This is a genomic window from Terrisporobacter mayombei, from assembly GCF_020748465.1.
Lineage (GTDB): Bacteria > Bacillota > Clostridia > Peptostreptococcales > Peptostreptococcaceae > Terrisporobacter > Terrisporobacter mayombei.
Genome location: NZ_JAHZMP010000002.1, coordinates 267,114 through 290,363 on the forward strand (window position 1 = coordinate 267,114; position 23,250 = coordinate 290,363).

At 28.2% G+C, this 23,250-nt stretch carries 32 protein-coding genes; all 32 read left to right on the forward strand.

What is annotated here, in order from left to right:
- The 32 genes from rsxE to K0039_RS07795 all read left to right on the forward strand — a co-directional run bounded on the left by rsxE (nt 1) and on the right by K0039_RS07795 (nt 23,234).
- Nucleotides 1-630, forward strand: coding sequence for an electron transport complex subunit RsxE (gene rsxE / locus K0039_RS07645; protein WP_228104459.1), 630 nt, complete (start codon nt 1-3; stop codon nt 628-630).
- The gene (locus K0039_RS07650; RefSeq protein ID WP_228104460.1) at nt 630-1,205 is read left to right on the forward strand and encodes an electron transport complex protein RnfA; all 576 of its coding nucleotides are present in this window, start codon (nt 630-632) and stop codon (nt 1,203-1,205) included. The genes rsxE and K0039_RS07650 overlap by 1 nt, the downstream gene beginning before the upstream one ends.
- A gap of 12 nt (nt 1,206-1,217) precedes the next feature.
- The gene (gene rnfB, locus K0039_RS07655) at nt 1,218-2,039 is read left to right on the forward strand and encodes an RnfABCDGE type electron transport complex subunit B (protein ID WP_228104461.1); all 822 of its coding nucleotides are present in this window, start codon (nt 1,218-1,220) and stop codon (nt 2,037-2,039) included.
- Nucleotides 2,040-2,116: 77 nt separating this feature from the next.
- The gene (locus tag K0039_RS07660) at nt 2,117-2,503 is read left to right on the forward strand and encodes a VOC family protein (protein ID WP_228104462.1); all 387 of its coding nucleotides are present in this window, start codon (nt 2,117-2,119) and stop codon (nt 2,501-2,503) included.
- A gap of 430 nt (nt 2,504-2,933) precedes the next feature.
- Nucleotides 2,934-3,086 carry a hypothetical protein gene (locus K0039_RS07665; RefSeq protein WP_228104463.1) on the forward strand — a complete coding sequence of 51 codons (153 nt, stop codon included), beginning with the start codon at nt 2,934-2,936 and terminating at the stop codon, nt 3,084-3,086.
- 3 nt (nt 3,087-3,089) lie between these two features.
- Nucleotides 3,090-3,362: a GNAT family N-acetyltransferase gene (locus tag K0039_RS23845; RefSeq protein WP_228105048.1), complete on the forward strand. Its 273-nt coding sequence runs from the start codon at nt 3,090-3,092 to the stop codon at nt 3,360-3,362.
- 141 nt (nt 3,363-3,503) lie between these two features.
- A complete protein-coding gene (locus tag K0039_RS07675) occupies nt 3,504-3,869 on the forward strand; it encodes a VOC family protein (RefSeq protein WP_228104464.1) in 366 nt (121 codons plus the stop codon).
- Nucleotides 3,870-4,083: 214 nt separating this feature from the next.
- A complete protein-coding gene (locus tag K0039_RS07680; protein ID WP_228104465.1) occupies nt 4,084-4,467 on the forward strand; it encodes an S-Ena type endospore appendage in 384 nt (127 codons plus the stop codon).
- 310 nt (nt 4,468-4,777) lie between these two features.
- A complete protein-coding gene (gene helD, locus K0039_RS07685; RefSeq protein ID WP_228104466.1) occupies nt 4,778-7,015 on the forward strand; it encodes an RNA polymerase recycling motor HelD in 2,238 nt (745 codons plus the stop codon).
- Between the two features lie 31 nt (nt 7,016-7,046).
- A complete protein-coding gene (locus K0039_RS07690) occupies nt 7,047-7,460 on the forward strand; it encodes a GNAT family N-acetyltransferase (protein ID WP_228104467.1) in 414 nt (137 codons plus the stop codon).
- 189 nt (nt 7,461-7,649) lie between these two features.
- Entirely contained in the window at nt 7,650-7,745 is a 96-nt protein-coding gene (locus K0039_RS23850; protein ID WP_369123847.1) for an LPXTG cell wall anchor domain-containing protein, read from the forward strand.
- 90 nt (nt 7,746-7,835) lie between these two features.
- Nucleotides 7,836-7,988: a hypothetical protein gene (locus tag K0039_RS07695; RefSeq protein ID WP_228104468.1), complete on the forward strand. Its 153-nt coding sequence runs from the start codon at nt 7,836-7,838 to the stop codon at nt 7,986-7,988.
- 154 nt (nt 7,989-8,142) lie between these two features.
- On the forward strand, nt 8,143-8,643 hold the full coding sequence (locus K0039_RS07700) for a GNAT family N-acetyltransferase (protein WP_228104469.1): 501 nt from the start codon (nt 8,143-8,145) through the stop codon (nt 8,641-8,643).
- 107 nt (nt 8,644-8,750) lie between these two features.
- Nucleotides 8,751-9,302: a DUF6707 family protein gene (locus K0039_RS07705; protein WP_228104470.1), complete on the forward strand. Its 552-nt coding sequence runs from the start codon at nt 8,751-8,753 to the stop codon at nt 9,300-9,302.
- A 37-nt stretch (nt 9,303-9,339) separates the two neighbouring features.
- Complete coding sequence (locus tag K0039_RS07710) at nt 9,340-9,822, forward strand: hypothetical protein (protein WP_228104471.1); 483 nt, start codon at nt 9,340-9,342, stop codon at nt 9,820-9,822.
- Between the two features lie 36 nt (nt 9,823-9,858).
- Complete coding sequence (locus K0039_RS07715) at nt 9,859-10,245, forward strand: hypothetical protein (protein WP_228104472.1); 387 nt, start codon at nt 9,859-9,861, stop codon at nt 10,243-10,245.
- 44 nt (nt 10,246-10,289) lie between these two features.
- Nucleotides 10,290-10,622, forward strand: coding sequence for a hypothetical protein (locus tag K0039_RS07720; protein ID WP_228104473.1), 333 nt, complete (start codon nt 10,290-10,292; stop codon nt 10,620-10,622).
- A gap of 25 nt (nt 10,623-10,647) precedes the next feature.
- A complete protein-coding gene (locus K0039_RS07725) occupies nt 10,648-11,082 on the forward strand; it encodes a GNAT family N-acetyltransferase (protein ID WP_228105049.1) in 435 nt (144 codons plus the stop codon).
- A gap of 205 nt (nt 11,083-11,287) precedes the next feature.
- Complete coding sequence (gene lepB, locus K0039_RS07730) at nt 11,288-11,824, forward strand: signal peptidase I (RefSeq protein ID WP_228104474.1); 537 nt, start codon at nt 11,288-11,290, stop codon at nt 11,822-11,824.
- Between the two features lie 169 nt (nt 11,825-11,993).
- On the forward strand, nt 11,994-12,494 hold the full coding sequence (locus K0039_RS07735) for a GNAT family N-acetyltransferase (RefSeq protein WP_228104475.1): 501 nt from the start codon (nt 11,994-11,996) through the stop codon (nt 12,492-12,494).
- 10 nt (nt 12,495-12,504) lie between these two features.
- Nucleotides 12,505-12,897, forward strand: coding sequence for a bleomycin resistance protein (locus K0039_RS07740; protein ID WP_228104476.1), 393 nt, complete (start codon nt 12,505-12,507; stop codon nt 12,895-12,897).
- A gap of 194 nt (nt 12,898-13,091) precedes the next feature.
- The gene (locus K0039_RS07745) at nt 13,092-13,463 is read left to right on the forward strand and encodes a YkvA family protein (protein WP_228104477.1); all 372 of its coding nucleotides are present in this window, start codon (nt 13,092-13,094) and stop codon (nt 13,461-13,463) included.
- Nucleotides 13,464-13,671: 208 nt separating this feature from the next.
- A complete protein-coding gene (locus K0039_RS07750; protein ID WP_228104478.1) occupies nt 13,672-13,872 on the forward strand; it encodes a hypothetical protein in 201 nt (66 codons plus the stop codon).
- A 698-nt stretch (nt 13,873-14,570) separates the two neighbouring features.
- Nucleotides 14,571-14,819 (forward strand): hypothetical protein, encoded by a 249-nt coding sequence (locus K0039_RS07755; protein WP_228104479.1) that lies wholly within the window; start codon nt 14,571-14,573, stop codon nt 14,817-14,819.
- 25 nt (nt 14,820-14,844) lie between these two features.
- A complete protein-coding gene (locus K0039_RS07760; protein WP_228104480.1) occupies nt 14,845-15,267 on the forward strand; it encodes an NUDIX hydrolase in 423 nt (140 codons plus the stop codon).
- A gap of 190 nt (nt 15,268-15,457) precedes the next feature.
- On the forward strand, nt 15,458-16,129 hold the full coding sequence (locus K0039_RS07765) for a VanZ family protein (protein WP_228104481.1): 672 nt from the start codon (nt 15,458-15,460) through the stop codon (nt 16,127-16,129).
- Nucleotides 16,130-16,309: 180 nt separating this feature from the next.
- Nucleotides 16,310-16,573, forward strand: coding sequence for a CD3324 family protein (locus K0039_RS07770; RefSeq protein ID WP_228104482.1), 264 nt, complete (start codon nt 16,310-16,312; stop codon nt 16,571-16,573).
- A gap of 208 nt (nt 16,574-16,781) precedes the next feature.
- The gene (locus tag K0039_RS07775; protein ID WP_228104483.1) at nt 16,782-18,323 is read left to right on the forward strand and encodes an ABC-F family ATP-binding cassette domain-containing protein; all 1,542 of its coding nucleotides are present in this window, start codon (nt 16,782-16,784) and stop codon (nt 18,321-18,323) included.
- A gap of 114 nt (nt 18,324-18,437) precedes the next feature.
- Entirely contained in the window at nt 18,438-18,872 is a 435-nt protein-coding gene (locus tag K0039_RS07780) for a GNAT family N-acetyltransferase (RefSeq protein ID WP_228104484.1), read from the forward strand.
- Between the two features lie 320 nt (nt 18,873-19,192).
- A complete protein-coding gene (locus K0039_RS22430; RefSeq protein ID WP_331476729.1) occupies nt 19,193-20,242 on the forward strand; it encodes a YHYH domain-containing protein in 1,050 nt (349 codons plus the stop codon).
- 358 nt (nt 20,243-20,600) lie between these two features.
- A complete protein-coding gene (locus K0039_RS07790) occupies nt 20,601-21,812 on the forward strand; it encodes a GNAT family N-acetyltransferase (RefSeq protein ID WP_228104485.1) in 1,212 nt (403 codons plus the stop codon).
- A gap of 63 nt (nt 21,813-21,875) precedes the next feature.
- Nucleotides 21,876-23,234 carry an MATE family efflux transporter gene (locus K0039_RS07795; protein ID WP_228104486.1) on the forward strand — a complete coding sequence of 453 codons (1,359 nt, stop codon included), beginning with the start codon at nt 21,876-21,878 and terminating at the stop codon, nt 23,232-23,234.
- Nucleotides 23,235-23,250 lie beyond the last annotated feature (16 nt).

The window sequence follows — 23,250 nt, forward strand, 5'->3', positions numbered from 1 at the left end:
ATGACAAGTAAAGAGTTATGGAAAGTTTTTTCAAAAGGTATATATAACGAAAATCCTATATTCAGATTAGCCCTTAGTTTATGTCCAGCTTTAGCTGTTACATCCAGTGCAATAAATGCCCTTACCATGGGGCTGTGCGTGTTATTTGTTATAACTGCAAATAACACAGTAGTATCTTTAACAAGAAGATTTGTAAATAGTAAAGTACGTGTCCCTGTATATATAACCTTCATTGCAACTATTGTTACAGTTGTTCAGTTAGTTTTAGAAGCTTATGCTCCAAAATTATATAGTGCTTTAGGTATATATTTATCTCTTATAGTTGTATTTGCTATTATCTTAGCTCGTGCAGAAGTCTTCGCATCAAAAAATAAAGTCATACCTTCTTTTCTAGATGGGCTTGGAATGGGATGCGGATTTACAATAGCTATGGTAATTATAGGAATAATAAGAGAATGCTTAGGAAATGGAACTATATTTGGAATGACTGTAATGGGTTCTTGGTATAATCCTGCATTAATTATGATATTACCACCGGGGGCGTTTATATTAATTGGATATATTATGGGAGCAATGAAATTGTATGACAAAAAAATAGAAATGAAGAAATATGAGGTGGGTGAAAATTAATGAAGGAATATTTGTTTTTATTTATTTCAACTATCCTAGTAAATAACTTTGTGCTGACACGTTTCTTAGGACTTTGTATATTCTTTGGGGTTTCTAAAAATTTAAATGCATCAGTAGGTATGGGGATGGCAGTAACTTCCGTTATGACACTAAGCACTATTTTATCATGGTTAGTTATGCATTTTGTTCTAATCCCTTTGAACTTAATGTTTATGAAAACCGTAGTATTTGTACTTTTAATAGCAAGTTTTGTTCAGCTTTTGGAGCTGGTCATAAAGAAATATTCACCAACTCTTTATGGAATGTGGGGAATATACTTATTATTAATAGCTACTAACTGCGTAGTACTTGGAGTACCACTAATAAATGCAGAAAATAATAATCCTTTTATGATGAGTGTGGTAGAGGCTCTAGGGTCTGGAATAGGTTTCGCCCTTGCAATAACTGTAATGGCAAGTTTAAGAGAAAAATTAGCTTATGCTGATGTTCCAAAAGCTCTACAAGGTATGCCAATAGCATTTATCATAGCAGGTATGTTGGCACTATCTTTTTTAGGCTTTTCAGGAATGTTGTAGGGGGGATAAAATATGGAAATTGCTATATTAATAGTAATACTGATGACTTGTGTAGGCCTTTTATTTGGCTTCATATTAGCCATTGCAAATAAAAAATTTGAGGTAGAAGTAAATCCATTAATACACATGGTGGAAGATGTATTACCGAAAGGACAATGTGGTGCTTGTGGTTATGCAGGATGCTTAGCTTATGCAGAAGCCGTAGTTATAGACGAAGACGTTCCTCCTAACTTATGCATACCTGGAAAAGAAGCAGTATCAAAAAGAGTAGCCGAATTGACTGGAAAAGTTGCAGAAGAAATAGAGCCTAGGTATGCTTATGTTCACTGCGATGGTTGCAAAGAAAATAGCGTTGATAAATATGAATACGATGGAATACAAGATTGTATAAGTGCCAACATTTTTCTAAATGGACCAAAAGCTTGTGAATATGGCTGTTTAGGACTTGGGACATGTGTAAAAAACTGTCCATTTGATGCCATAGATATGAATGAAAAAAGCATACCTGTAGTAAACAAAAACATATGTACAGGTTGTGGCAAATGTGAAAGCGCTTGTCCTAAAAAAGTTATATCAATGATTCCAATAGATGCTCATGTACAAGTAAAGTGTAATAGCAAAGACAAAGGAGCAGTTTCAAAAAAATTCTGCAGAGTATCTTGCTTAGGCTGCGGTATTTGTGCTAAAAAATGTGAACATGAAGCTATTAAAGTGGAAAATAATTTGGCTGTTGTAGATAGTAGTATTTGTGTAGAAAAATGCTCAAATGCTACATGTATAGAAAAATGTCCATCTAAGGCTATAAAAGTTGTAAAAATAAATAAAAAACTTTAATGAAAATATAAAACTCTATCTTAGTATGTATTACAATTACTATGATAGAGTTTTTTAATTAATAAGGGGGTAACTATATGAAAGCAGAAATTAATCTTATTACAATTTGGACAGATGAAATAGATAGGATGAGAAATTTTTATAACCAAGCTCTTGGATTTAGAATTAAAAATGACCTTGGAGACTATGTTGAATTTGAAAATAGCGGAGTAAGATTTGCCATTTGTTTGAGAAATGTTATGGAAGGATATAGCAACGAATATAGTAAAAAAGCAGTTGGTCAGTCTTTCGAACTAGCTTTTCCATGCAAAAATCCAAATGATGTTGATAAATCATTTAAGCAGTTAATATCTATGGGTGCAACTTCTATTCAAGAACCACAGGATATGCCCTGGAGCCAAAGAACTGCATTATTTGCAGACCCAGATGGCAATATACATGAAATTTTTGCAGAGATAATTTAAGTTACAACTTTAATAAATTGTGAATTAAAAAGGGGACGATAACTAATTTTATATTTAGAAATAGATAAAATTATATATAAGGAAACAAGTATAAATTAAAATAAAACTTATTGAAATAAGTAATATAATGTGCTGATATTTTTTACTTACTTTTGAAAAAATTTTATCCAAAAGAATATCGTCACATAAATTAAAAATAATCACAATAAAAGTAGAAATAGTAATAGCCACTGCTAATAAAAGAGCTAGATATACTGGCATTACAGTACCTCCATGAAAATATTATAGTAATTAAATTGTATCATAGTGGATTCATAATTTCTTCGATTTGTTTTATTAATTTAATATATTGCCAAATAAATTCTAATTTTAACTGTTTGATAGTAAAATAGGAATGGTTATTTATATTTGTTTTGTGGAGGTGGTAAAGATGAATATTAGGATTTACAATGACTGTGATGAACAAGAGTTTTTAAAATCAGTTCGCATAAACGGTTTACTAAAGTACAATATGGAAAAAACAAAGGGCCAATTAAAGGTACCTGATATGGAACTTGCGAGTATTGCACGCAATGAAGAATGACTTATAGTAGGCGGTGTATCGGGTTCTACTTATCTATCATCTTTAGAAATAGAAGTTCTTTGGGTACAGGAAGCTTATAGATGTCAAAAAATTGCATCCCGCTTGTTGAAAGAAATCGAGGAACAGGCTAAGAACGCAGGATGCCATATTGCTCATCTGACTACATATTCTTTTCAAGCCCCATTTTTTTATGTAAAGCAAGGATATGCTATTTGCGGAGAAATTGATGGCTTTCCCGATGATATTAAGTTATATACTTTAAAGAAGAAACTATAATTCGTAGTAAAAATTATAAGTTAGATTATTTTTTGAAGAGTGATTGTAAAACTATTGTGTATTGGGATATTAAGGTTAAAATGAGAATAGGAACCAATAGAATAATAATTAGAGTAACAATATAAAAGGAGGAAAATAAATATGATAATTAATTGGATTACTATCAAAGTCAAGGATTTTGAAAAATCAAAAGAGTTTTATAGAGATTTTCTAGGAATGAAGGCAGAAAAGGAATTTTCACCTAAGGAATCTATGTATATTGCTTTTTTTGCGGCAGAGAATGGAATAAAAATTGAACTAATTTATGATGAAAATTTAAAATTAGAAAATTCAGCTAATAGTAATATTTCCATTGGGATTTGTTCAGCAAATTATGATGATTTTTTGAAGAAAGGGCGAGAAAATAATATTATCTCTAGTGAACCAGCAGTTTTAGGTGGACATATGGAGTGCTTTTTTGTAAATGATCCCAATGGTGTTGGAGTACAAATTATTAAAGGAGAATAATATAAACTTTAAATTTGTCAGTTAGTATTTTTATATCCAATTGATCATGAAGTCAGACGTTTATATATTAGAGGATATAATGAATATACGACTGTTATACATTGCGAAAAAAGTAGAAAATTGTAAATTTATGTGTAACAAAATATCATAAAAATAATATCCTATATTACAGGCAATCTTAAAGGTTGTCTAGTTAAAAGGAGATGAAGTTATTATGTATGATATGAATAGAAAATGTTGTGATGGATGGAATCCAGAGCCAGACTGGGACGATAATAAAAAAGAGTGTGATATAAAAAGTGAATGTTGCGAAGGCTTTGTTAAGCAACAATTTAGTATAAGAGCAACTGCCACATCAGGGGAAGGAACAGAGGTTTATAGAACCTCTTCTAATCTATCTGTAACTGGAACAGTAATATTGACAAACTTAGGACAAAGAGACATTACTTTCGTTGTAGATAGTTTACAAGAAATTGTACCTCCAAATGGAACGGCTGCACTTACAGCAATTAATATAAATCATGTAACAATAAGCACTCAACAAGGTACTGCAAGAGCATTACTTTGCTTTGATATACAAGTTCCATCACCTGCTTAATAATAATGTTCATAATTTGGTTGCATTTAATTATGTATTTGACAATGCCCCAAATATTGTGAAAGAGAACTTTTGGTTCTTCAACAAATTGATAATATAATGTTATTCTAGGCAGAGATTTATTCTCTGCCTTTTATTATTAAAAATATTAATCAATGGTTTAATGTAAAGGAGTAAGTCTTATTCCTCTCCCACTATAATTATACCATAAATAAAAAATTTTTTTTAGACTGTTAATATATATCCATTTCTATATAATTGATAGAGTAAATTAAAATAAGTCAATGTATATAGTTAAGGAGGAAATAAGATGAGTGTAAATAACTATGAGTGGAACCTGGAAAATGAATGGTTGGAAAAAGTTCTTACTGAGGCCAAAAGACAACTTGATCAAAAGCGCCATGCTAAAGATAAGTTAAAAAAAGATGCAATAGAAACACAAAGAGAACTATGGAATGATCTTGGATCTATTTCTATAGAAAATGGATTAGATCAACTTTCAGATTTTATATCATTTATGGATATTATGAAAAATCAAAAAAGAAATCATGAATTTACTCAAAAGCTTGAAGAAAAGTATGAAAGAATGCTTGAATCTCCTTACTTTGGGCGAATTGACTTTATTGAAGATAAAGAAGACTCTACTGAAAAATGTTATATTGGATTGTCAAACCTTATTAGTGAAGATTTTGATTTTCTTATTTATGACTGGAGAGCGCCTATTTCAAGTATGTTTTATGACTGCGAAACTGGTAGGGCAAGTTATGAATGTCCAGAAGGTATAATATCTGGTGAAATAACTGGAAAAAGACAATATAAAATCAGTGGTGGAAAAATTGAGTATATGTTTGACAGTAACTTAAGTATTGATGATGAAATGTTACAAGAACTTTTGAGTAAAAATTCTGATGACAAAATGAAAGCTATAGTTACAACTATTCAGAGAGAGCAAAATCAAGTAATTCGTAATGAAAATTATAAAAACTTAATTGTTCAAGGAGCAGCTGGTAGTGGAAAAACTTCTGTGGCACTTCATAGAATTGCATATTTACTATATAAACACAGAGATAAAATAACACCTAAAAATATAATAATATTTTCTCCAAACAATATTTTTAATGACTACATTTCAAATGTATTACCTCAACTTGGTGAAGACAATATGTATCAAACAACATTTAATGACTATATGCATAAGGAATTAGGTGATGAATTTAAGAAAGAGACATCCTCAGAAATGATGGAGTACATACTTGATTCTAAAGATAAACTAATCTATGAAGATAGGGTTAAAAGTATTAAGTTTAAAACTTCTCTAGAGTTTACCAATATTTTAAAAGAATATATAAGTTATGTGGAAACAATGGATAGGGATTTTGAAGATATTATAGTAAGAAATAAATTAGTAATTTCATCTGATGAGATAAATAAATTATTTTTTAATGATTTTTCTGAGTTACCAATTAAAAGAAGATTAAAAAAATTAAAATCAAGAATTGAATTTCTTATTGAGCCTTATGAAGAAGCTTGGATTAATGAAGTATATGAGGAGCTTTTTGAATCTGGAGACTATATAGAAAGAGAAGAAATGATAGAAGAGAGTACTTCAATTGTAAAGAAAAGCTTAAAAGATGTTTATAATAAAATTTCTCAAATGACAGAGTTTAATTTAATTGAAATCTATAAAGGTTTATTCAAAAATTTAGATACATTTTTAAATAAAATGAATATGAAATATGAGAATAGTTTGATAGAACATATAAAAACTTACTCAATAGATAATTTAAATGCAAATATACTTAATTATGAAGATCAAGTTGCACTTTTATATTTAAAATGTGCATTTGGCCATGTTCCTAACACATCACAAATTAAGTATATAATCATAGATGAGGCACAAGATTATACGCCACTACAATATGAAATATTTTATCAACTTTTTAAATCTGCCAAAATGACCATACTAGGAGATATAAATCAGTCAATTAATCCATTTATGAATGTTGGAAATTATAATAATATTTATAATCTATCAAAGAGTGATACCCTACTAATAAACTTAACAAAAACTTATCGTTCAACAATGGAAATTACTAAATTCTCAAGGAATATCCTTATAAAAGATGCAGATGATGGGTATGTTGAAAGACATGGTGATGAGCCTAAAGTTGTTGGCTTCTCAGATAAAAATCATATGAACGAAAAACTTATTGAAGATATTATATATTATCAGCAAAAAAATTATAAATCTATTGGTATTATTACAAAAACAGCAAGGCAAACTGAAGATTTATATAATTTCTTAAAGGATAATGATATGGATGTAAAGTCCATAAAAAAAGATGATGACTCATATACAAATGGTATATTAGTAATACCTTCATATTTAGCCAAAGGTCTTGAATTTGATGTGGTTCTTATATATGATGCAAGCAACAAGAACTATAACAGTGAAGATGAAAGATTACTTTTTTACACTTGTTGCACAAGAGCTCTTCATGTTTTAAATATATATTATTTAGATGAAATTACTTCTTTATTAAAGTAATTATCAATTCTAATAAAAAGAGGTGAATTGAATGAAACTTGAGATCACTGATAAAATCACAGAAGAAGATGAAAGTATTATTTTTAAAGAATTATTAGGGTATAATCTAGAAAGAATTGAAGATAAAAATCCAAGAGATTTAGGAATTTATTTACAAGATCAAGCAGGGCAAAAAATTGCGGGCTTAATTGGAAATACACACGGTAATTGGTTATCTATAAAGTTTTTGTGGGTAAGCGAGAAACTGAGAGGACAAAATATAGGAAGTGATATTTTAAATCAGGGAGAAAATATAGCAAAAGAACGTGGTTGTAAGTACTCATTTTTAGATACTTTTAGCTTTCAAGCGCCTGAATTTTATAGAAAACATGGATATAAGGAAGTTTTTGTATTAGAAAATTATCCTGTAACAGGAAAGAGGTACTATTTTACTAAAACTCTTTAAAAGCAGAGAAAATAGCAATTTGATATATATTAAAGAATTAAATAGATATTATTAATAAATAGATTAAATGGTGTTCTTATGGACACCATTTTTATTTTGTAAGATGTGACAAATTAGTTAATATGCTACAATTTTTTTAAATGAATCAAAAGGGGGAAAAGAGTATATGAATTCAGCCACTACTTACGCATGGGGAATACCACAAGTTTTATTTATGCAGTTATAGGGTTAGTAATCGTAGGGGTAGGATTTTATTTTTACAAAAAATCAAAGTCTAAAAGTTAAGGGTATTACAAGCGTTTGTAATAATTTATATAAGAAAAATGATCGTAAAATGTTTGTTCATTTGAAGCGGAAAACTTTAAGACATTAGTAATGGATGTACTATATAAGGCACAAAGATATCTTTTTCAAGTATGGTTGCCAAATCATAATATTATGACAGAACCTTTTTGTATAGAATATTATGAAGGTCATAACGAAGATACAATGAAAATGGAAGTGTGGGTAAAAGTGATACCAAACTAGATTAAATAAGTAGTTTTTTATGTAGAATAAATAATAGAAATATAGAATGATAAATCGTATTATTAAAAAAGGGAGTAATGCTCCTTTTTTATTTTAATATAAACTATAATTGATATAAAGCTACATGATTTAAATAAATGTTAGGGGGATATGTATGGAGGTTGTGTTAAAGAAATGGACAATGGATGATAAACACATATTAAAAAATATATGTAATAATGTAGATAGACAATTTTTATCAAACAGAATGCCTTTTCCATATACAGAAAAAAATGCAAACTGGTGGCTAAACATGGTTCAAGAAAGTGAAGGCAAAAGAGGCATTTTTAGAGCAATTGTTGTTGATAAGGAATATGTAGGTAATATATCAGTGGAAGTAAAGGATGATGTATATATTAAAGATGCTGAAATTGGATATCTTTTACTATCAAAAACCTGGTCAAAAGGTATAATGACAGAAGCTGTAAATCAAATTTGTAATATTGCATTTTCACAGTTAGATATTGTAAGGATCACAGGTCTAGTGTATAAACCAAATGTGGCATCACAACGTGTTCTTGAAAAAAACGGGTTTGCTTTAGAAGGCATTATGAAGAACGCTGTTTTTAAAAAAAATAATATTTATGACTTATGTTTGTATGGAAAATATAAATAGATTTTCATATACATAAGTTTTAATTTAGAAGGTAGTTTGATTAAGGCATTTTTATTTAAAGTTTTTATGTGAAAAATGAGTTAATAAATAAGAATTGGAGGAGTGTTATGGAATTAGACATTATTAGATATATTATTTTGCATATTGATAAAAAGGCAATACAGCGAAACTGCAAGAAAATACTAAAAAAGTTAAGCTACAAATCTGTAAAGGATACGGGAAATATTACTGAATTAATACTTCGGTTATATATATATGGATATAAAAATGAAGCACTGCAGGTTTGTGCTCTTTTTGATAATATTGAATTTGCAGGTAATTATACTATTTGGAATAATATTGATGCAGCGTATTGCATAAAGGCACGTATACTTCGTGAAAAGGGAGAAACTTCAAGTGCAAGTAAAATTATTAATTTTTTAAATCAGTATAGGTTTCCTCATCTTTATGCTAATGGGAAAGAATGGTTTACTAAGACTCTGGATGTAAATATTCAATCAAATTTAAATGATAAAAGAAAAGCAGATGCAAGGGCATGGCGTTTAGTAAAATTTGAATGTGCGATTTGTTATAGAGAAGTTGGAGGCTACCCTTATTCTGATGAATATTTGGAAGATATAATTGTTGATATGATTAATATATTATCAAAAGAGAAGTAGATTTAATCTTAGCTAGATGACAGTGGAGGGAAATCTAATGAAAAGTGCAATTTTACAAAAAGGTGAGAATTATTACACACAGATGAGCAAAATCTTTAATGCAATAGGTAACGAGCAATTAAAATATAACTGGCTAATTACTGATTGTGAATGTTACTGTGAAAATGAAAGTGTTAATAAATTGTTATCAAACGAATATATTTGGATTTCAGGAAAACAACTTACTGATCTTGTTTATAGTGAAGAAATTCAGTTTATTTGGGGTGTATTTTCAGGATTTTGTTCAGAAATAACTATGGAAGAAGTACTAAAGAGTGAATTACCATTTGCAAATGGATATACAAATTATTGGACGAAAGATGTAGATATCCAACACCCATTGGCAGATATTGAAATAGTTGCATGGGATGGCTCTCTTACTTTATTTATTAGTAAGAATGATAATTTAGTGGAAAAATTTATGTATAGCTTTCCTTTATCTGAAAACTTATTAGAATTAAATAAAAGAAATAATAATTGAAAATATACTTTAAATGTAATCACATTAGGGGGATATATGCTAGATATAAAAGAACTTTCAAAATGGATAAATAAATATTTGAATGATGTACCATCAAATGCTATTGCTATTAATTTTAATATATATGAAAGTGAACAAGATACATATGATATTCAATTGATTGCCACAGATGTATTTGATGAAGATGATGAAGATGATGAAGACTGGGCGTGCGAAGAAATATTTTCTACAAAAGAAGATTTATTTTCAATACATATAAATGAAAAGATTAAACGTTGGGAAGATGGTTTAGTTTATATTAAAAATATGATAGAAGAATGTTTAAAGTGTAATGGGAATATTGATTATTTAAAAAACATGCAAGGAATAGGCGTTGGATTTGTAGATGGAGATATAGAATTGATAAACCTGCATGTATATTAGTTTAATATATGATTTATTGTATGTATCTATAGATGGATAAGGAGATGGTGAAAATAACTGCTAAAGAATTCGTTGAATTATTTTATAAAGAGAAAAATGATTTATTAAAAATATATTTTGAGGACTTAAATAATACAGAGTTTGGAATTCAAATAAAAAGCTTAAACTTAACAGAGGAACAAATGAGAAAAATGGAAAGTATTATTAATAATGTAATAGTAGATACAATGTATACTACTTTATTAGGTTTAGATGGATGTGCTTCCATAGGAGATATGCAGCAAGAATATAAAATTTATGATGAAAATGGATGTGAGTTAACAGGCTGTGGAGAGATAGAGGAATATGCATACGAATATTTTCAAGAAAATAAATAGTGTTTATGGGGGTGTGTGTGTGTATATGGATATAAAGAAGTTAAAACAAGATGATATTTCAGGAGCTTTGGACTTGGTATTAAATGTATTTATGCAATACGAAGCACCTGATTATTCTCAAAAAGGAATTGAAACATTTAAAGAATGTATTAATGATATTGAATGGGTTGCTTCATTAGAATGGTATGGCGCATATAAAGAAAAATTACTAACAGGTGTTATTGCAACTAGAAATGCAGGTAACCATATCGCATTATTTTTCGTAAAAGAGGAATATCATAGACAAGGTATTGGACGAAAATTATTTGAAATAGTTATCAAAAATAGTACAAGTGATTTCATTACAGTCAATTCATCTCCTTATGCTATAGAAGTTTATAAACACTTTGGATTCTCAGTAATTCAAGAAGAACAAATAACAGATGGAATAAGATACACTCCTATGTTATTTGCAAAATAAACATATTTAGTAAGTTGGGAAATTATTACAATAAAGTAAAGTAAAGAAGAAAGATAAGAATGTATGTCACAAAGTGAGATATTAACTGGTTTTATGTATTATATTTCATTTAATTCATAAAAGGATTTTTTCAAAATAGCGACAATATATTAAATATATGGTTGCGGTATACTCCATAAGAAAATCTACTAAGGGGGATATTATTTTGAATAAAAAGTGTAAGGATGAAATTATTGATTGGATTAAAGCTATATGTGTATCAGGAACAATAGCTATATGTATAAATTTAGTAGCTCAACCTACAATGGTAAGTGGTCAATCTATGCACCCCACATTAGAAAATAATGATTATTTATTTATAAATCGATTGGCGTACAAAAGCAATATGCCAGAACGTGGTAATGTTATTGTTTTTAAAGCAGATTTAAGTGGCAATAATTCTAGCCCAAAAAAGAATTTAGTAAAAAGGGTTATTGCATTACCAGGGGAACATTTGATTATAAAAGATAATAATGTTTATATAAATGGTAAACACTTAAATGAAGATTATCTAGTAGATGTATATACAGATGGAGATATAGATATTATTGTACCTGACAACCATATTTTTGCAATGGGAGACAATAGAGAAAATAGTGATGATAGTAGACAATCATATATAGGAGCCATTTCATTAGATGATGTTGTAGGAGAAGTTTCTATTAGAATATTTCCATTTGATAAAATAGGGAAAATAAAGTAGCAAAACCTTATAAGTAGGCTATCTTATGGGAATTTACAAATTAGCTAATATATATAATATAGCTATATAGTTGCTTTTTATAGATATAGACTAAATAATAGCTGTGCTATTAAATATAAATATTATTTTTAAACATAGGGAAAAAATTATTAAAAAGGGGGATTGGACAATGGTAAAAGTAAAATTTATAAAGCCACAAGAACAATACATTCCCTCATATTGGGAAACATTTGATACAATAGCAAAAGAAAGAAAATATTTAGCCATGAACGAAGCATTTCCTTTTGATAGTACAGTGGAATTTATAAAAGATGCCATAGTTAGAGATTTTCCACATTTGTTCATAATTGATTTAGAAAAGGACAAATGTGTTGGTTGGTGTGATGTTTCACCAAAAACAGAAACAATCGGTTATTTAGGTATGGGTATTTTACCTGAATATAGAGGAAAAGGCATTGGAAGTAATGCTTTAAAACAAGTTATTGATTTATCCAAATCATATGGATATAAAAAGATTGAGCTTGACGTGCTAAAAAGTAATAGTAGGGCTATTCACGTTTACAAGTCTTTAGGATTTATAGAGACAAACACAGTTACAGGTGGATTTGTATGGAATGATAACCTTGTAAAAGAAGATGTCCTTCAAATGGAGTTAAATCTTACATATTAGGAGAGAAAATATGAAATTTAATGCTTTAATACCTGAATTATCCGTAAGCGATATTCAATCTACAAAGCAATTTTATATATGTATTTTAGGTTTTAAATTAGAATATGAAAGAATAGAGGACAAGTTTATGTTTTTATCTTATGGAGAAAGTCAATTTATGTTTGAAGAAATTCATTCAGAAGGATGGAATGTTGACATTCTGGAATATCCTCTAGGTAGAGGAATAAACTTTTCTATTGCCTGTAATGATGTCGAAATTCTATACAATAATATTAAAAACAATAAAATTGAAATTTATAGAGATTTAAAAGAAACAATATATATGTGTGATGGCGAAGAAGAAGTTCAGAAGGAATTTCTTATTCAAGATCCAGATGGATATTTACTAAGGTTTACAGATTAATAGTTATTATGCCACCATACATAGTATAAACTATGGTGAATAATACAATTCAATCTAACTGTGGGTCAATGGATGCAAATCAATATGAAATTTATGAAAATTATTCAAATTAATAACTTTACAAATACATATATAATTAGAATTTCATAGGTGTAAGATTTTAGTACCATTTGGAATAATTAAGGAGCAATCAAATGACAAATTTACAAAGTAAAGCAAATAGACTAAAGTTAGATTTGCCAGCTATATTTATTGCATTAAAGAAAAGAGAAACACCTATAATGGCAAAACTATTCGCTGGAATTACAATTGTATATGCATTATCACCTATAGACCTTATACCAGATTTTATACCATTTTTAGGGCTATTAGATGATATAATTTTACTTCCTATACTTATAGGACTAACAATAAAATTTATACCATCAGAAATATTAGAACAATGCAAGATTGAATCAAGAGATTTATGGAAAAGTGGAAAGCCAAAGAAATGGTATTTATCAATTCCAATTATATTTATGTGGATTATTATATTATTAATGATTATTAAATACATTCTAAACTAAAGGAGCATCACACATGCTCTTTTTTTAGTATAAAAAAATAATATATATAATTTATTTTAGATTTGAATGTGAAATAATTGACTATGTTACAATAGTTATTGATTGATATTTTTTTAATTTATTTAGAGGATGGTATTTTAATAAATTATATAATGTTAATTTGGTTTGTAATGATTTAATATTTAGAAGTTTTAGAGGGAGGTTTATAATGAAAAAATATTTAAGTAAAGATGAGATTTTAAAAGCAATGAGAAGGCAACTATATGTATTTTTAATTTTAATATTAATGGTATTTTGGGGATTTTTATATTCATCTAATCGGGTAAATGAATTACAGCATGATGTAACTACTATGAAGCATGAATTAGATTATGCAAAAGGAAGAATAGAAAAACTAGAAAAAAAATAAGTGAAATTTTGGATACCCATGGATGCGATGACACTTTAAAATACACTAAAGAATTTTTAAAAGAGAACAACATACCTTTGAAAGAACCTATAGAGTGGCTAGAATAAAATGGCAGATATTGTGACTGTGAAGTTTTAGCCAATATTGAAGATGAAATTTTAGATATATAGTATTTATTAAAACTATTGTAGAAAATTATATAGAAAGATAGCAATTATTATTAATATTGAAATAATGAGCCAACCAATAGCAAGATTATATAAAGAGAGAATTTATGATATTTCAAGTCATTGAAACTCACAATATTGTACAAGTGTAAAATTTACTAATGATGAATTCTCCCAATAGTATGGAGAATTTAGCAAATTTCCAATAGATGTGAATTATCTGCAAAACGCAATACTGTGTTTACTCTTACTTCTGATTACTTATATCAACTGAATTGTTCAAGTAATTAGATTCTTTTGAAAATAATTAAATAGTGTTAATACATATAAAGGAAAAAAATGAATTTAATAAATTATTCAGATTCACAAATAACAACACTTTGGAATGATTATACTAACACTAGAAATAAAGTGTTAAAAAAATTGCAAATAACAAGCTAAGTTAGCTTATTATTATGATTAAAAACTTATAGCTAGATTTTATCAAATTGATTATTATGTTACAATAGTTATGTGTTGGGGGTGATATTATTGAATAAAACAATTTATAGAAGTATTATTAGTATTATATTATGTATAGTAATAATAGCTTGTTCATTGATGTCCATAATATTTAAAAAAGAAATACCTGGCTTATCTTCAATTGCTACAGCAATGTTAGCATTAGTCATATATACAGGTGTGGAAACAGAAGATGCTAATAAACGTAAGTTTATAAAATATACGTGTATGGCGACGATTATAATAAGTATGATTAATTTATGCATTAAATTTTTATAATGGGACAAAAAGGAGGATTTCCAAAATGATTAAAGTCAATTATCATAAGTGGGACGAAGTAAATGACAAGGATTTATTTTATGCAATAATAGTCTCAAGATTTAAGAATAAATGGATTTTGTCAAAACATAAAGAAAGATCAACGTGGGAAATTCCAGGTGGCCATAGAGAAAAAGGAGAAACAATAGATTTTGCTGCATCAAGAGAACTTCAAGAAGAAACAGGAGCAAAAGAATTTAAACTTATGCCTATTTGTCCTTATTCAGTTACAATAGAAAATGTAACAACATTTGGTGGGCTATTTTTTGCAGAAATATCTGAGCTCGGAGAGTTACCAGATCTTGAAATTGGAGAAATTAACTTTTTTGATAAGCTACCAGATAATTTAACTTATGTAGAAATTCAACCACACTTGTTTGAAAAAGTAGTTAAATATATAGGTGATTAAATTTATTATTGTAAAGTGAGTTAAAATGAATGAAAGATGAGGTGCTTTTTATGAATTCTTATTTATTTTAGTTAGAAATAATTACAAATTACCATATTGTAATATAAAGTTATGCAAGCATATGATAAACTAAAACAGTAACTAGAATTTATGGATGAGCTAGAAATATATTACATGAGGAGGCAGCAAATTGAGAATCTCATCAATTATTCACATGGCCAGTGAATATTTTTTACTAGGCATAGCGGGTGTGTTCATTGGAATTAGTATATTCTTAATAGTATACTTTTTAATATATAAGAAAATTATGAAAGGCACTAAAAAATTAAATACAAGTAAAATTTTATTATGGAGTATATTTTTAATTTATATTGTTATGGTATTTGGAGCTACATTTATTCATAGAATACCTGGTATGTATGAAAATATAAATTTACATATATTTAGTTCTTATATAAAAGTATGGAATAGGTTTTCTCTACTAGAACTTAGGAACTTAATTCTTAATATATTGATGTTTGTTCCCTTTGGGTTTATGCTACCCTTGCTTTTTAAAAAATGCCAAAAGTTTTATATAACTTATTTTTTAGGATTATGTATGACGATTTTTATCGAAGTACTTCAACTAATAAGTAAGAGAGGAATATTTGAGGTTGATGATATTATAAATAATGCTTTAGGCTGTATGATTGGATATGGAATAGTAATGATTTTTTTATTATTTTCAAAAAGAAATAAGGGAAGTTTAAAAAGTAAAGTATTGACTTTAGCATGTTATCAAATACCTGTTATTATTACTATTATATCTTTTAGTACTATATTTATAAACAGGGGCTATTCAAATATAAATAGATTCTTTTAATATAAATTTAAAGTGAGGTGGTAAAAATGTCTATGAAGAAAGTGAATGGAGTAAGCTCTATGCAATAACTAAGAAAACATGTAGTATTTGTATAGAGCAAATTTTAAATAAAAAGAGCGCATGTTTTCTATAAGTTGTTGCTTAATTTACAAATAAAAATGTAGATGGGAGCTAAAGCTTATGAAGTATGAAAAAGCGCAAGATATTTTACCTTCAAATATAATAGAAATTTTACAAGATTATATAGAAGGTGGTTATATATATATTCCTAAGAAAAACAAAAAATCTTGGGGAGAAAATACAAACACAAAAAATGAATTGAAAAAACGTAATGAAGAAATATTAATCAAATACTCAGGTGGTAAATCTGTAAAGGATTTGGCCAATGAATATTATCTTACGGAATCAAGTATAAGAAGAATAATAAGATCACTAAAGAAGTAGTGATAATAAAATAAAATACTGCCAAGGAGTTGTCTTAATTTCATTTAGATAAGTACTTGGCACAAAAATAGCTAAATTTACATATGATAAATTTAGCTATTTTTGTGTAAGTTTAATACAGAAATATGTATGGACTTGGCTATTACATGTCAAAAGTCTTAATATATACTTGTAAGTATTATGTAAAAAGACAAAGGAAGTGATGAACATGAGCATTTTAAGCGTAAATAACTTGATCCAAAGATTTGGGGATAAAATATTGTTTAATGATGTGTCTTTCAAATTATTGAGAGGAGAACATATAGGTCTTGTAGGGGCAAATGGAGAAGGAAAGACAAGTTTTATGAAACTTATTACAAATGAACTTTTACCAGACAGTGGAACTATAGAGTGGAATAGTAAAATAAGTGTAGGATATATGGACCAAAATGTTAATATAGATTACTATGAAAGTGTGGAGGAATTTTTAAAAAGTGCTTTTAAAGATTTGTATTTAATAGAAACTAAAATAACAAAGTTATATGAAGAAATGGAATTTGCAAGAGAAGATGAACTACAGAAAATAATGGATAAAGCATCGAATTTACAAGGTGTACTAGAAGAAAGTGATTTTTATAGCATAGACTCTAAGGTAGATGCAATTGCTAATGGTATAGGAATAAAAGAATTTTTATTAAGAAATCCTGAAAACTTGAGTGGTGGTCAAAGAAGTAAAGTATTACTTGCCAAGCTATTACTAGAAAAGCCGGATATTTTATTACTGGATGAACCCACAAATCATTTAGATGAAGAAAATATTGATTGGCTAGAATCTTATTTGAAAAGCTATGAAAATGCATTTATTCTTATTTCTCATGATACTGAATTTATGAATGAGATAGTAAATATAGTTTATAATTTGGAAAATAAGAAATTAACTAGATATGTGGGCGATTATGAAAAATTTTTAGAGCAGCATGAATTACAAAAAGAGCAATTACAAAGAGATTATAATAAGCAACAAAATGAAATTAATAAATTGGAAGATTATATTAGGAAAAATAAAACAAGAGCAGCAACAGCAGCACAAGCAAAATCAAGAGAAAAGAAACTTAAAAAAATGAATAAGATTGAAATTAATAAAATTAAACCTAAGCCACATTTCAATTTCAAATACTCTAAAGCACCATGGCAAGTTCTTTTCAAAACAAAAAGTCTTGTTATTGGCTATGACAAACCTCTTACGAAACCTTTAAATTTACAAATGGAAAGAGATGATAAAATAGCAATTACAGGTGCAAATGGAATAGGAAAAACCACACTACTAAAAAGTTTAATGGGAATTATAAACCCCATAGGTGGCAAAGTCATATTAGATGATCACATAGATATTGGTTATTATGAACAAGAAGTATTTGCAAGTGATAATATTGTATTAGATGAAGTTTGGAATGAGTTTCCTCATATGAATAGAACAGATGTGAGAAAAATCCTCGCAAGATGTGGTTTAACAGATGAACATATTAACAGTGAAGTTTCTGTTCTAAGTGGTGGGGAGCAGGCAAAAGTTAGACTTTGCCAAGTTATAAATAAAGCAAGTAATATACTTTTCTTAGATGAACCGACCAACCATTTAGATGTTCAAGCAAAGGAAGAGTTAAAAAGAGCCCTTATTTCATATGAAGGGAGCATAATCTTAGTAAGTCATGACAAGGAATTTTACAAAGATATTGTTAATAAAGTGTGGGACTGTGAGAAGTGGAGGGTATAAAAAGTAGTTACTAGAAGTGAAATCCTAGTAACTACTTTTTAATTACAACATAATCATTATGATATAATTGTAATAGATAGTTCAAAAGAGAACTTATGGAGGGGATTAAATAAAATGATTAGAGCATATAAGACTAGTGATTTAGCTCAATCAGCTAACTTACTAGTGGATACATTTATACAAGAACCTTGGAAAGAAGAGTGGACAGAAGAACTTGCAAAAACAAGAATAGAGGAATTTATGTCAGGTCCTATGTCTATTGGATATGTATACGAAGAAAATGGCGAAATTATTGGTGTTATGTGTGGTCGACAAAGTACATACTTATATGGGAAAGAGTATTTTATTGATGAATTTTTTATATCACCTTCACAACAGGGAAGAGGAATTGGTACTAAGATGATAAACTATGCTAAGAATGATTTACAACAGCAAGGATTTGTGAATATTGTACTAAATACAGAAAAAGGATATCCAAGTGAAACATTTTACAAGAAAAACAATTTTAAGGTAAAAGAATCACTTATTTTTATGTATCTTGATTTTTAATACTGATAATATAATGAAATAATTGAGTTTATTGGTAAAATTATATTTTAAGATAATTATAAAGAATAGACTACATTACTAAAGATACTGACTTTATATATAAGAGTATCTTTTTTCCTTGTACCTAAAAGAATCTGTTAGAATTTGATACTTTAGAATAGACACTTATTTCACCGTTCATCAACAGCTAATGTAAAACAAATATAGCACACTACTAGATTATTAGTTTTGCAAAATTTATTGTCATATAACAGATAGTTGTGTATTATTTAAATTGTGATTGGAAAATAATGGAAAAAGTTGTTATGAGGGGGAAAGACATGAAACAAAAGATGCGAGGGATTATTTTAATAGTATTACTAATATGCAGTCAATTTCTAATGATTGATGCACATTCTGGTAGAACTGATAGTTCAGGAGGCCATAGAGACAATAAAAACAAATCTGGTTTAGGTTCATACCACTATCACTGCGGTGGATATCCAGCACACTTACATACTAATGGATGTCCATATAAGGGTGGGGGTTCAACTAAACCAAAGCCAAATTCTAGTTCATCAAGTAGTTCAAAAAAAAATCAAGTATATGCTACGTCAGTAACTAAAAAAGATATAAGAGAAAAAGGTTCAAAAATTGGGTACAAAGATGGTTATGCTTTAAAAGATTATAATGCAGATAGTTATTCAAGTACTTATTCTGTGGACTATAAAGAAGCATATGAAGAATCTTTTGAAAAAGGTAAGGAAAAAATACTAAAAGAGAAAGAAGAAGCAGAAGAACAAGGCTATAAAGATGGGTTAGAAAATAATTACAATAATAAGTTTAGTAAAGAGATTTTATCTGATGCATATAAAGAAAGTTATGAAGATGGAAAAGAAAAATATATAGAAAATAAAAAAATAGAATATACTAAACTGGCAGAAGAAGATTGTATTGCAAATAAAACTGATAGATCATTCGAGAATGTAGATGAAACTTTCGTAGAAACATACAAAGAAGCGTATGAGCAAAAACATAAAGAAATACAGTCAGAAGAATATAATAATAAAGGATATAATGATGGTATAAAAAATAAATTTGATGAAAATACAGAAAAAGATTATAAGTCAAGTTATGAAGAAGGATATAACAAAGGAAAAGAAGAGAGAGAAAATATATTAGATATAGCTTATGGACAAGGATACGATGGCAAAGACTTAGAGATTGATGATAAATATAATACTATAAAATCGGAAATTGAGTCAGCGTATCAGTTGGGTAAAAAAGATAGCACAAAAAAAATGGTTATTGGTACAGGTGCGATTGGAATAGTTGGTATTTCTGGTGTTGGAATATACAGAAAAATAAAATCGAAGAAAGCTATAAAATAGCTATATTGTGACTGTTAGATAACAATTTTCAAAATTGTATAAGATGGTTTAGGAAATAAGAAGGATATATGCAGTATCTTAAATAATGATATTGCATATATCCTTTTACTTAGAAGATTATGAATAGCAATAATGAATGTTCAAATAATATAAAAGGATGTATAAAAATAAACTAATGTAAATAGTTATATACCGATGCAGTTATAATAGTGTAAATGTTAAACTATTACTAAAAGTAATTATTGAAGATTAAGATTGACATTGGGGTAACCCTTAGGTATACAATTATATAAATAGCAAAAATTAAATGACATTTTAAATATGATAAGAAAATTGACTAAAAAATGGAGGGAATTATATGATTAGAAAGAGAGAATTAAAGATGAAGCCAGTAGGCTTAGAGCATCTTGAGCAATACAATCAGTTATTAAGATACGTATTCCAAGTAACTGATCAAGACTTGCAAGAAATAGGATGGGAAGAAAAAGAAATTATTCGGGCCAAATCCCCAACATTGAAAAAAGCCGATGTTTCTGGGTGGTTTGATGGAGAAAAGTTAATATCTCAAGTGGCTGTTTATCCTATGAAAGTTCGTATATTTAATAGAACTTATGATATGGGAGGACTTACTGGTGTGGGTACTTATCCAGAGTATGCCAACCAAGGGCTTATGCACAAATTGTTATATCAGTCATTAAAAAATATGAAGGAAAGAAAGCAGACTATATCTTATTTATATCCTTACTCTATACCATATTATCGTAGAAAAGGATGGGAGATTATATCCGATAGAATTGCCTATGAAATTAATGATTATCAACTTCCTAAAATTAAACAAGTATCTGGAGATGTGGAGAGAGTTGATGCAGATAGTGAAGAAGTTAAAAAAGCTTATGAACGATTTGCACTTCAAACACATGGAGCATTACTTAGAGATGATTTAGCTTGGAATGAGTATTGGCTTTGGGACTCAGACGACTTGATGGCAGCCATATATTACAATGCGAAAAATGAACCAGATGGATATATATTTTACTGGATAAAAGAAGAAATATTCCACATAAAAGATATGATATTTATTAATGAAGAAGCTCGTACTGGACTTTGGAATTTTATAAGTGCACATTTCTCAATGATAACTAAAGTTAAAGGATATACTTACACAGATGAACCATTGGCATTTTTACTTGAAGATGCGGACATAAAAGAAACTATATCGCCATACTTTATGGCTCGTATTGTGGATTTAGAAGGATTTATCGAACAATACCCATTTAAACCAGACACAATAAAAAGAGAATGGATATTTAAAATGGATGATCCTCTTCTTTCATGGAACCAAGGAAATTTAATATTTACTATTGATGCTGATGGAAAGGGAAAAGTCACACGTACTTCAAAACAAACAGATGATAAAATAGATATTCAAACAATGGCAACTATGTTGCTTGGATATAAACGTCCAGATTATCTATATAAAATAGGACGTATTTCTTGTAGTCATGAAACAGTAGACATGTTGGAGGATTCCATAGAACAACAAACTCCATACTTTTCAGACTACTTCTAAAATCAATTGATAATTTCCTGTGTAAATACACAGATTTACTGTTTTGTTTAGGAGAAAATAAGTATGACTAATGAAAATATATTTGAAAAAAAATCTATACAACACTTGATAGCTCTCTACTCATTGCCAACTATATGCTCTTTAGTGCTTGAATCATTAACATCAATGATAGACACTGCATTTGCAGGACATTTAGGAAGCATAAGTAGCACGGCACTATCAGCTATGGGAATTCTTAATCCCATACTTTTATTGTTAATTGCGGCCCAACTAATATTTGGAGTATCAACAAGTATAGTTATATCAAAAGGTCTTGGAGAAAATAATAAAGAAAAAATAAATAATACTTTTAAGGTAGGTTTTTATTCCAGTATTATATCCAGTACTGCAATATCTATAATTATATTTTTACTTCAAGACCAGTTATTAAATATTCTTGGAGCAAGTGGGCAAGTTAAAGTTTTGGCTAAAGAGTTTTTAAATATAGCCATAATATTTAACGTATTTAGTTCAGTTGGATATATGTTAGTTAACAATATTAGAGCATTTGGATATCCCAAAATTGAAGTTATAGTTGGAGTTTTATCTACTATTATAAATATTGTTTTTAATATAATACTAACATTAGTGTTTAATATGGGAATGGTGGGAATTGCACTATCCACATTAATAAGCGAAATATTTTACTTTGGATTTTCCATAATATTTTTATTGAAGAAAGGATTATGGATAAAAAGAAGTCATTTGGATTATTTAGAGTTTAAAAACATACTAGTAAGTTTAGTGAAAATAGGTTTTGTTCAGTTTTTAATGCAGTCATTAAATAGTGTAAGTGGATTAATAATAAATAAAGTTTTAATAAAATACGGAAGTGTTTCATACATAGGAGCATGGTCCATATGTAGCAATATAAATATGGTTATTCTTTTACCATTGATAGGACTAACACAAGGAGCTCAATCTGTAATAGCCTATTTCCATGGCAAAAATGATAAGGATAAAGAAAGAGATGCAAAACATAAGATTATAAAATATAGCTTAATATATTCTATAAGTACAACCATACTAATATATTTATTTGCTGGTGATGTTTCTAAGTTATTTACTAATGATATAAGCTTAGTAGCATTATCAACACCGATAATTAGAATAGTTTTAGTAGGTTTTCCATTATTGGGAATTTTATATGCTTTAATTACATTTATGCAGGTTTCAGGAGATGAAGTAAGTGCAAGTAAGATAGAGTTAATAAGACAGGTTGTACTACTTATACCACTGACTATAATTATTCCTTTAATATTTTCAAAATATAATATTATGAATATTTCGCCTCAGCTAGCAGTATTTTTAGCAATACCAATCTCAACACTCATATTAGTTCTTATGTATTCAAAAAAAATTAAAAACATATTATTAAATTAAAAATATAAAGCTGTCT

Excerpts from the sequence above, each read along its gene's own strand:
- K0039_RS07675 (WP_228104464.1), top strand. The coding sequence starts at position 3,504 with ATGATAATTAATTGGATTACTATCAAAGTCAAGGATTTTGAAAAATCA.
- K0039_RS07740 (WP_228104476.1), top strand. The coding sequence starts at position 12,505 with ATGAAATTTAATGCTTTAATACCTGAATTATCCGTAAGCGATATTCAA.
- K0039_RS07780 (WP_228104484.1), top strand. The coding sequence starts at position 18,438 with ATGATTAGAGCATATAAGACTAGTGATTTAGCTCAATCAGCTAACTTA.
- K0039_RS07775 (WP_228104483.1), top strand. The coding sequence starts at position 16,782 with ATGAGCATTTTAAGCGTAAATAACTTGATCCAAAGATTTGGGGATAAA.
- K0039_RS07715 (WP_228104472.1), top strand. The coding sequence starts at position 9,859 with ATGCTAGATATAAAAGAACTTTCAAAATGGATAAATAAATATTTGAAT.
- K0039_RS07760 (WP_228104480.1), top strand. The coding sequence starts at position 14,845 with ATGATTAAAGTCAATTATCATAAGTGGGACGAAGTAAATGACAAGGAT.
- K0039_RS07700 (WP_228104469.1), top strand. The coding sequence starts at position 8,143 with ATGGAGGTTGTGTTAAAGAAATGGACAATGGATGATAAACACATATTA.
- K0039_RS07660 (WP_228104462.1), top strand. The coding sequence starts at position 2,117 with ATGAAAGCAGAAATTAATCTTATTACAATTTGGACAGATGAAATAGAT.
- rnfB (WP_228104461.1), top strand. The coding sequence starts at position 1,218 with ATGGAAATTGCTATATTAATAGTAATACTGATGACTTGTGTAGGCCTT.
- K0039_RS07725 (WP_228105049.1), top strand. The coding sequence starts at position 10,648 with ATGGATATAAAGAAGTTAAAACAAGATGATATTTCAGGAGCTTTGGAC.
- K0039_RS07735 (WP_228104475.1), top strand. The coding sequence starts at position 11,994 with ATGGTAAAAGTAAAATTTATAAAGCCACAAGAACAATACATTCCCTCA.
- K0039_RS07680 (WP_228104465.1), top strand. The coding sequence starts at position 4,084 with ATGTATGATATGAATAGAAAATGTTGTGATGGATGGAATCCAGAGCCA.
- K0039_RS07710 (WP_228104471.1), top strand. The coding sequence starts at position 9,340 with ATGAAAAGTGCAATTTTACAAAAAGGTGAGAATTATTACACACAGATG.
- K0039_RS07770 (WP_228104482.1), top strand. The coding sequence starts at position 16,310 with ATGAAGTATGAAAAAGCGCAAGATATTTTACCTTCAAATATAATAGAA.
- K0039_RS07790 (WP_228104485.1), top strand. The coding sequence starts at position 20,601 with ATGATTAGAAAGAGAGAATTAAAGATGAAGCCAGTAGGCTTAGAGCAT.
- K0039_RS07745 (WP_228104477.1), top strand. The coding sequence starts at position 13,092 with ATGACAAATTTACAAAGTAAAGCAAATAGACTAAAGTTAGATTTGCCA.
- K0039_RS07695 (WP_228104468.1), top strand. The coding sequence starts at position 7,836 with ATGGATGTACTATATAAGGCACAAAGATATCTTTTTCAAGTATGGTTG.
- K0039_RS07705 (WP_228104470.1), top strand. The coding sequence starts at position 8,751 with ATGGAATTAGACATTATTAGATATATTATTTTGCATATTGATAAAAAG.
- K0039_RS22430 (WP_331476729.1), top strand. The coding sequence starts at position 19,193 with ATGAAACAAAAGATGCGAGGGATTATTTTAATAGTATTACTAATATGC.
- K0039_RS07795 (WP_228104486.1), top strand. The coding sequence starts at position 21,876 with ATGACTAATGAAAATATATTTGAAAAAAAATCTATACAACACTTGATA.
- K0039_RS07665 (WP_228104463.1), top strand. The coding sequence starts at position 2,934 with ATGAATATTAGGATTTACAATGACTGTGATGAACAAGAGTTTTTAAAA.
- rsxE (WP_228104459.1), top strand. The coding sequence starts at position 1 with ATGACAAGTAAAGAGTTATGGAAAGTTTTTTCAAAAGGTATATATAAC.
- helD (WP_228104466.1), top strand. The coding sequence starts at position 4,778 with ATGAGTGTAAATAACTATGAGTGGAACCTGGAAAATGAATGGTTGGAA.
- K0039_RS07690 (WP_228104467.1), top strand. The coding sequence starts at position 7,047 with ATGAAACTTGAGATCACTGATAAAATCACAGAAGAAGATGAAAGTATT.
- K0039_RS07650 (WP_228104460.1), top strand. The coding sequence starts at position 630 with ATGAAGGAATATTTGTTTTTATTTATTTCAACTATCCTAGTAAATAAC.
- K0039_RS07750 (WP_228104478.1), top strand. The coding sequence starts at position 13,672 with ATGAAAAAATATTTAAGTAAAGATGAGATTTTAAAAGCAATGAGAAGG.
- K0039_RS23850 (WP_369123847.1), top strand. The coding sequence starts at position 7,650 with ATGGGGAATACCACAAGTTTTATTTATGCAGTTATAGGGTTAGTAATC.
- K0039_RS07720 (WP_228104473.1), top strand. The coding sequence starts at position 10,290 with ATGGTGAAAATAACTGCTAAAGAATTCGTTGAATTATTTTATAAAGAG.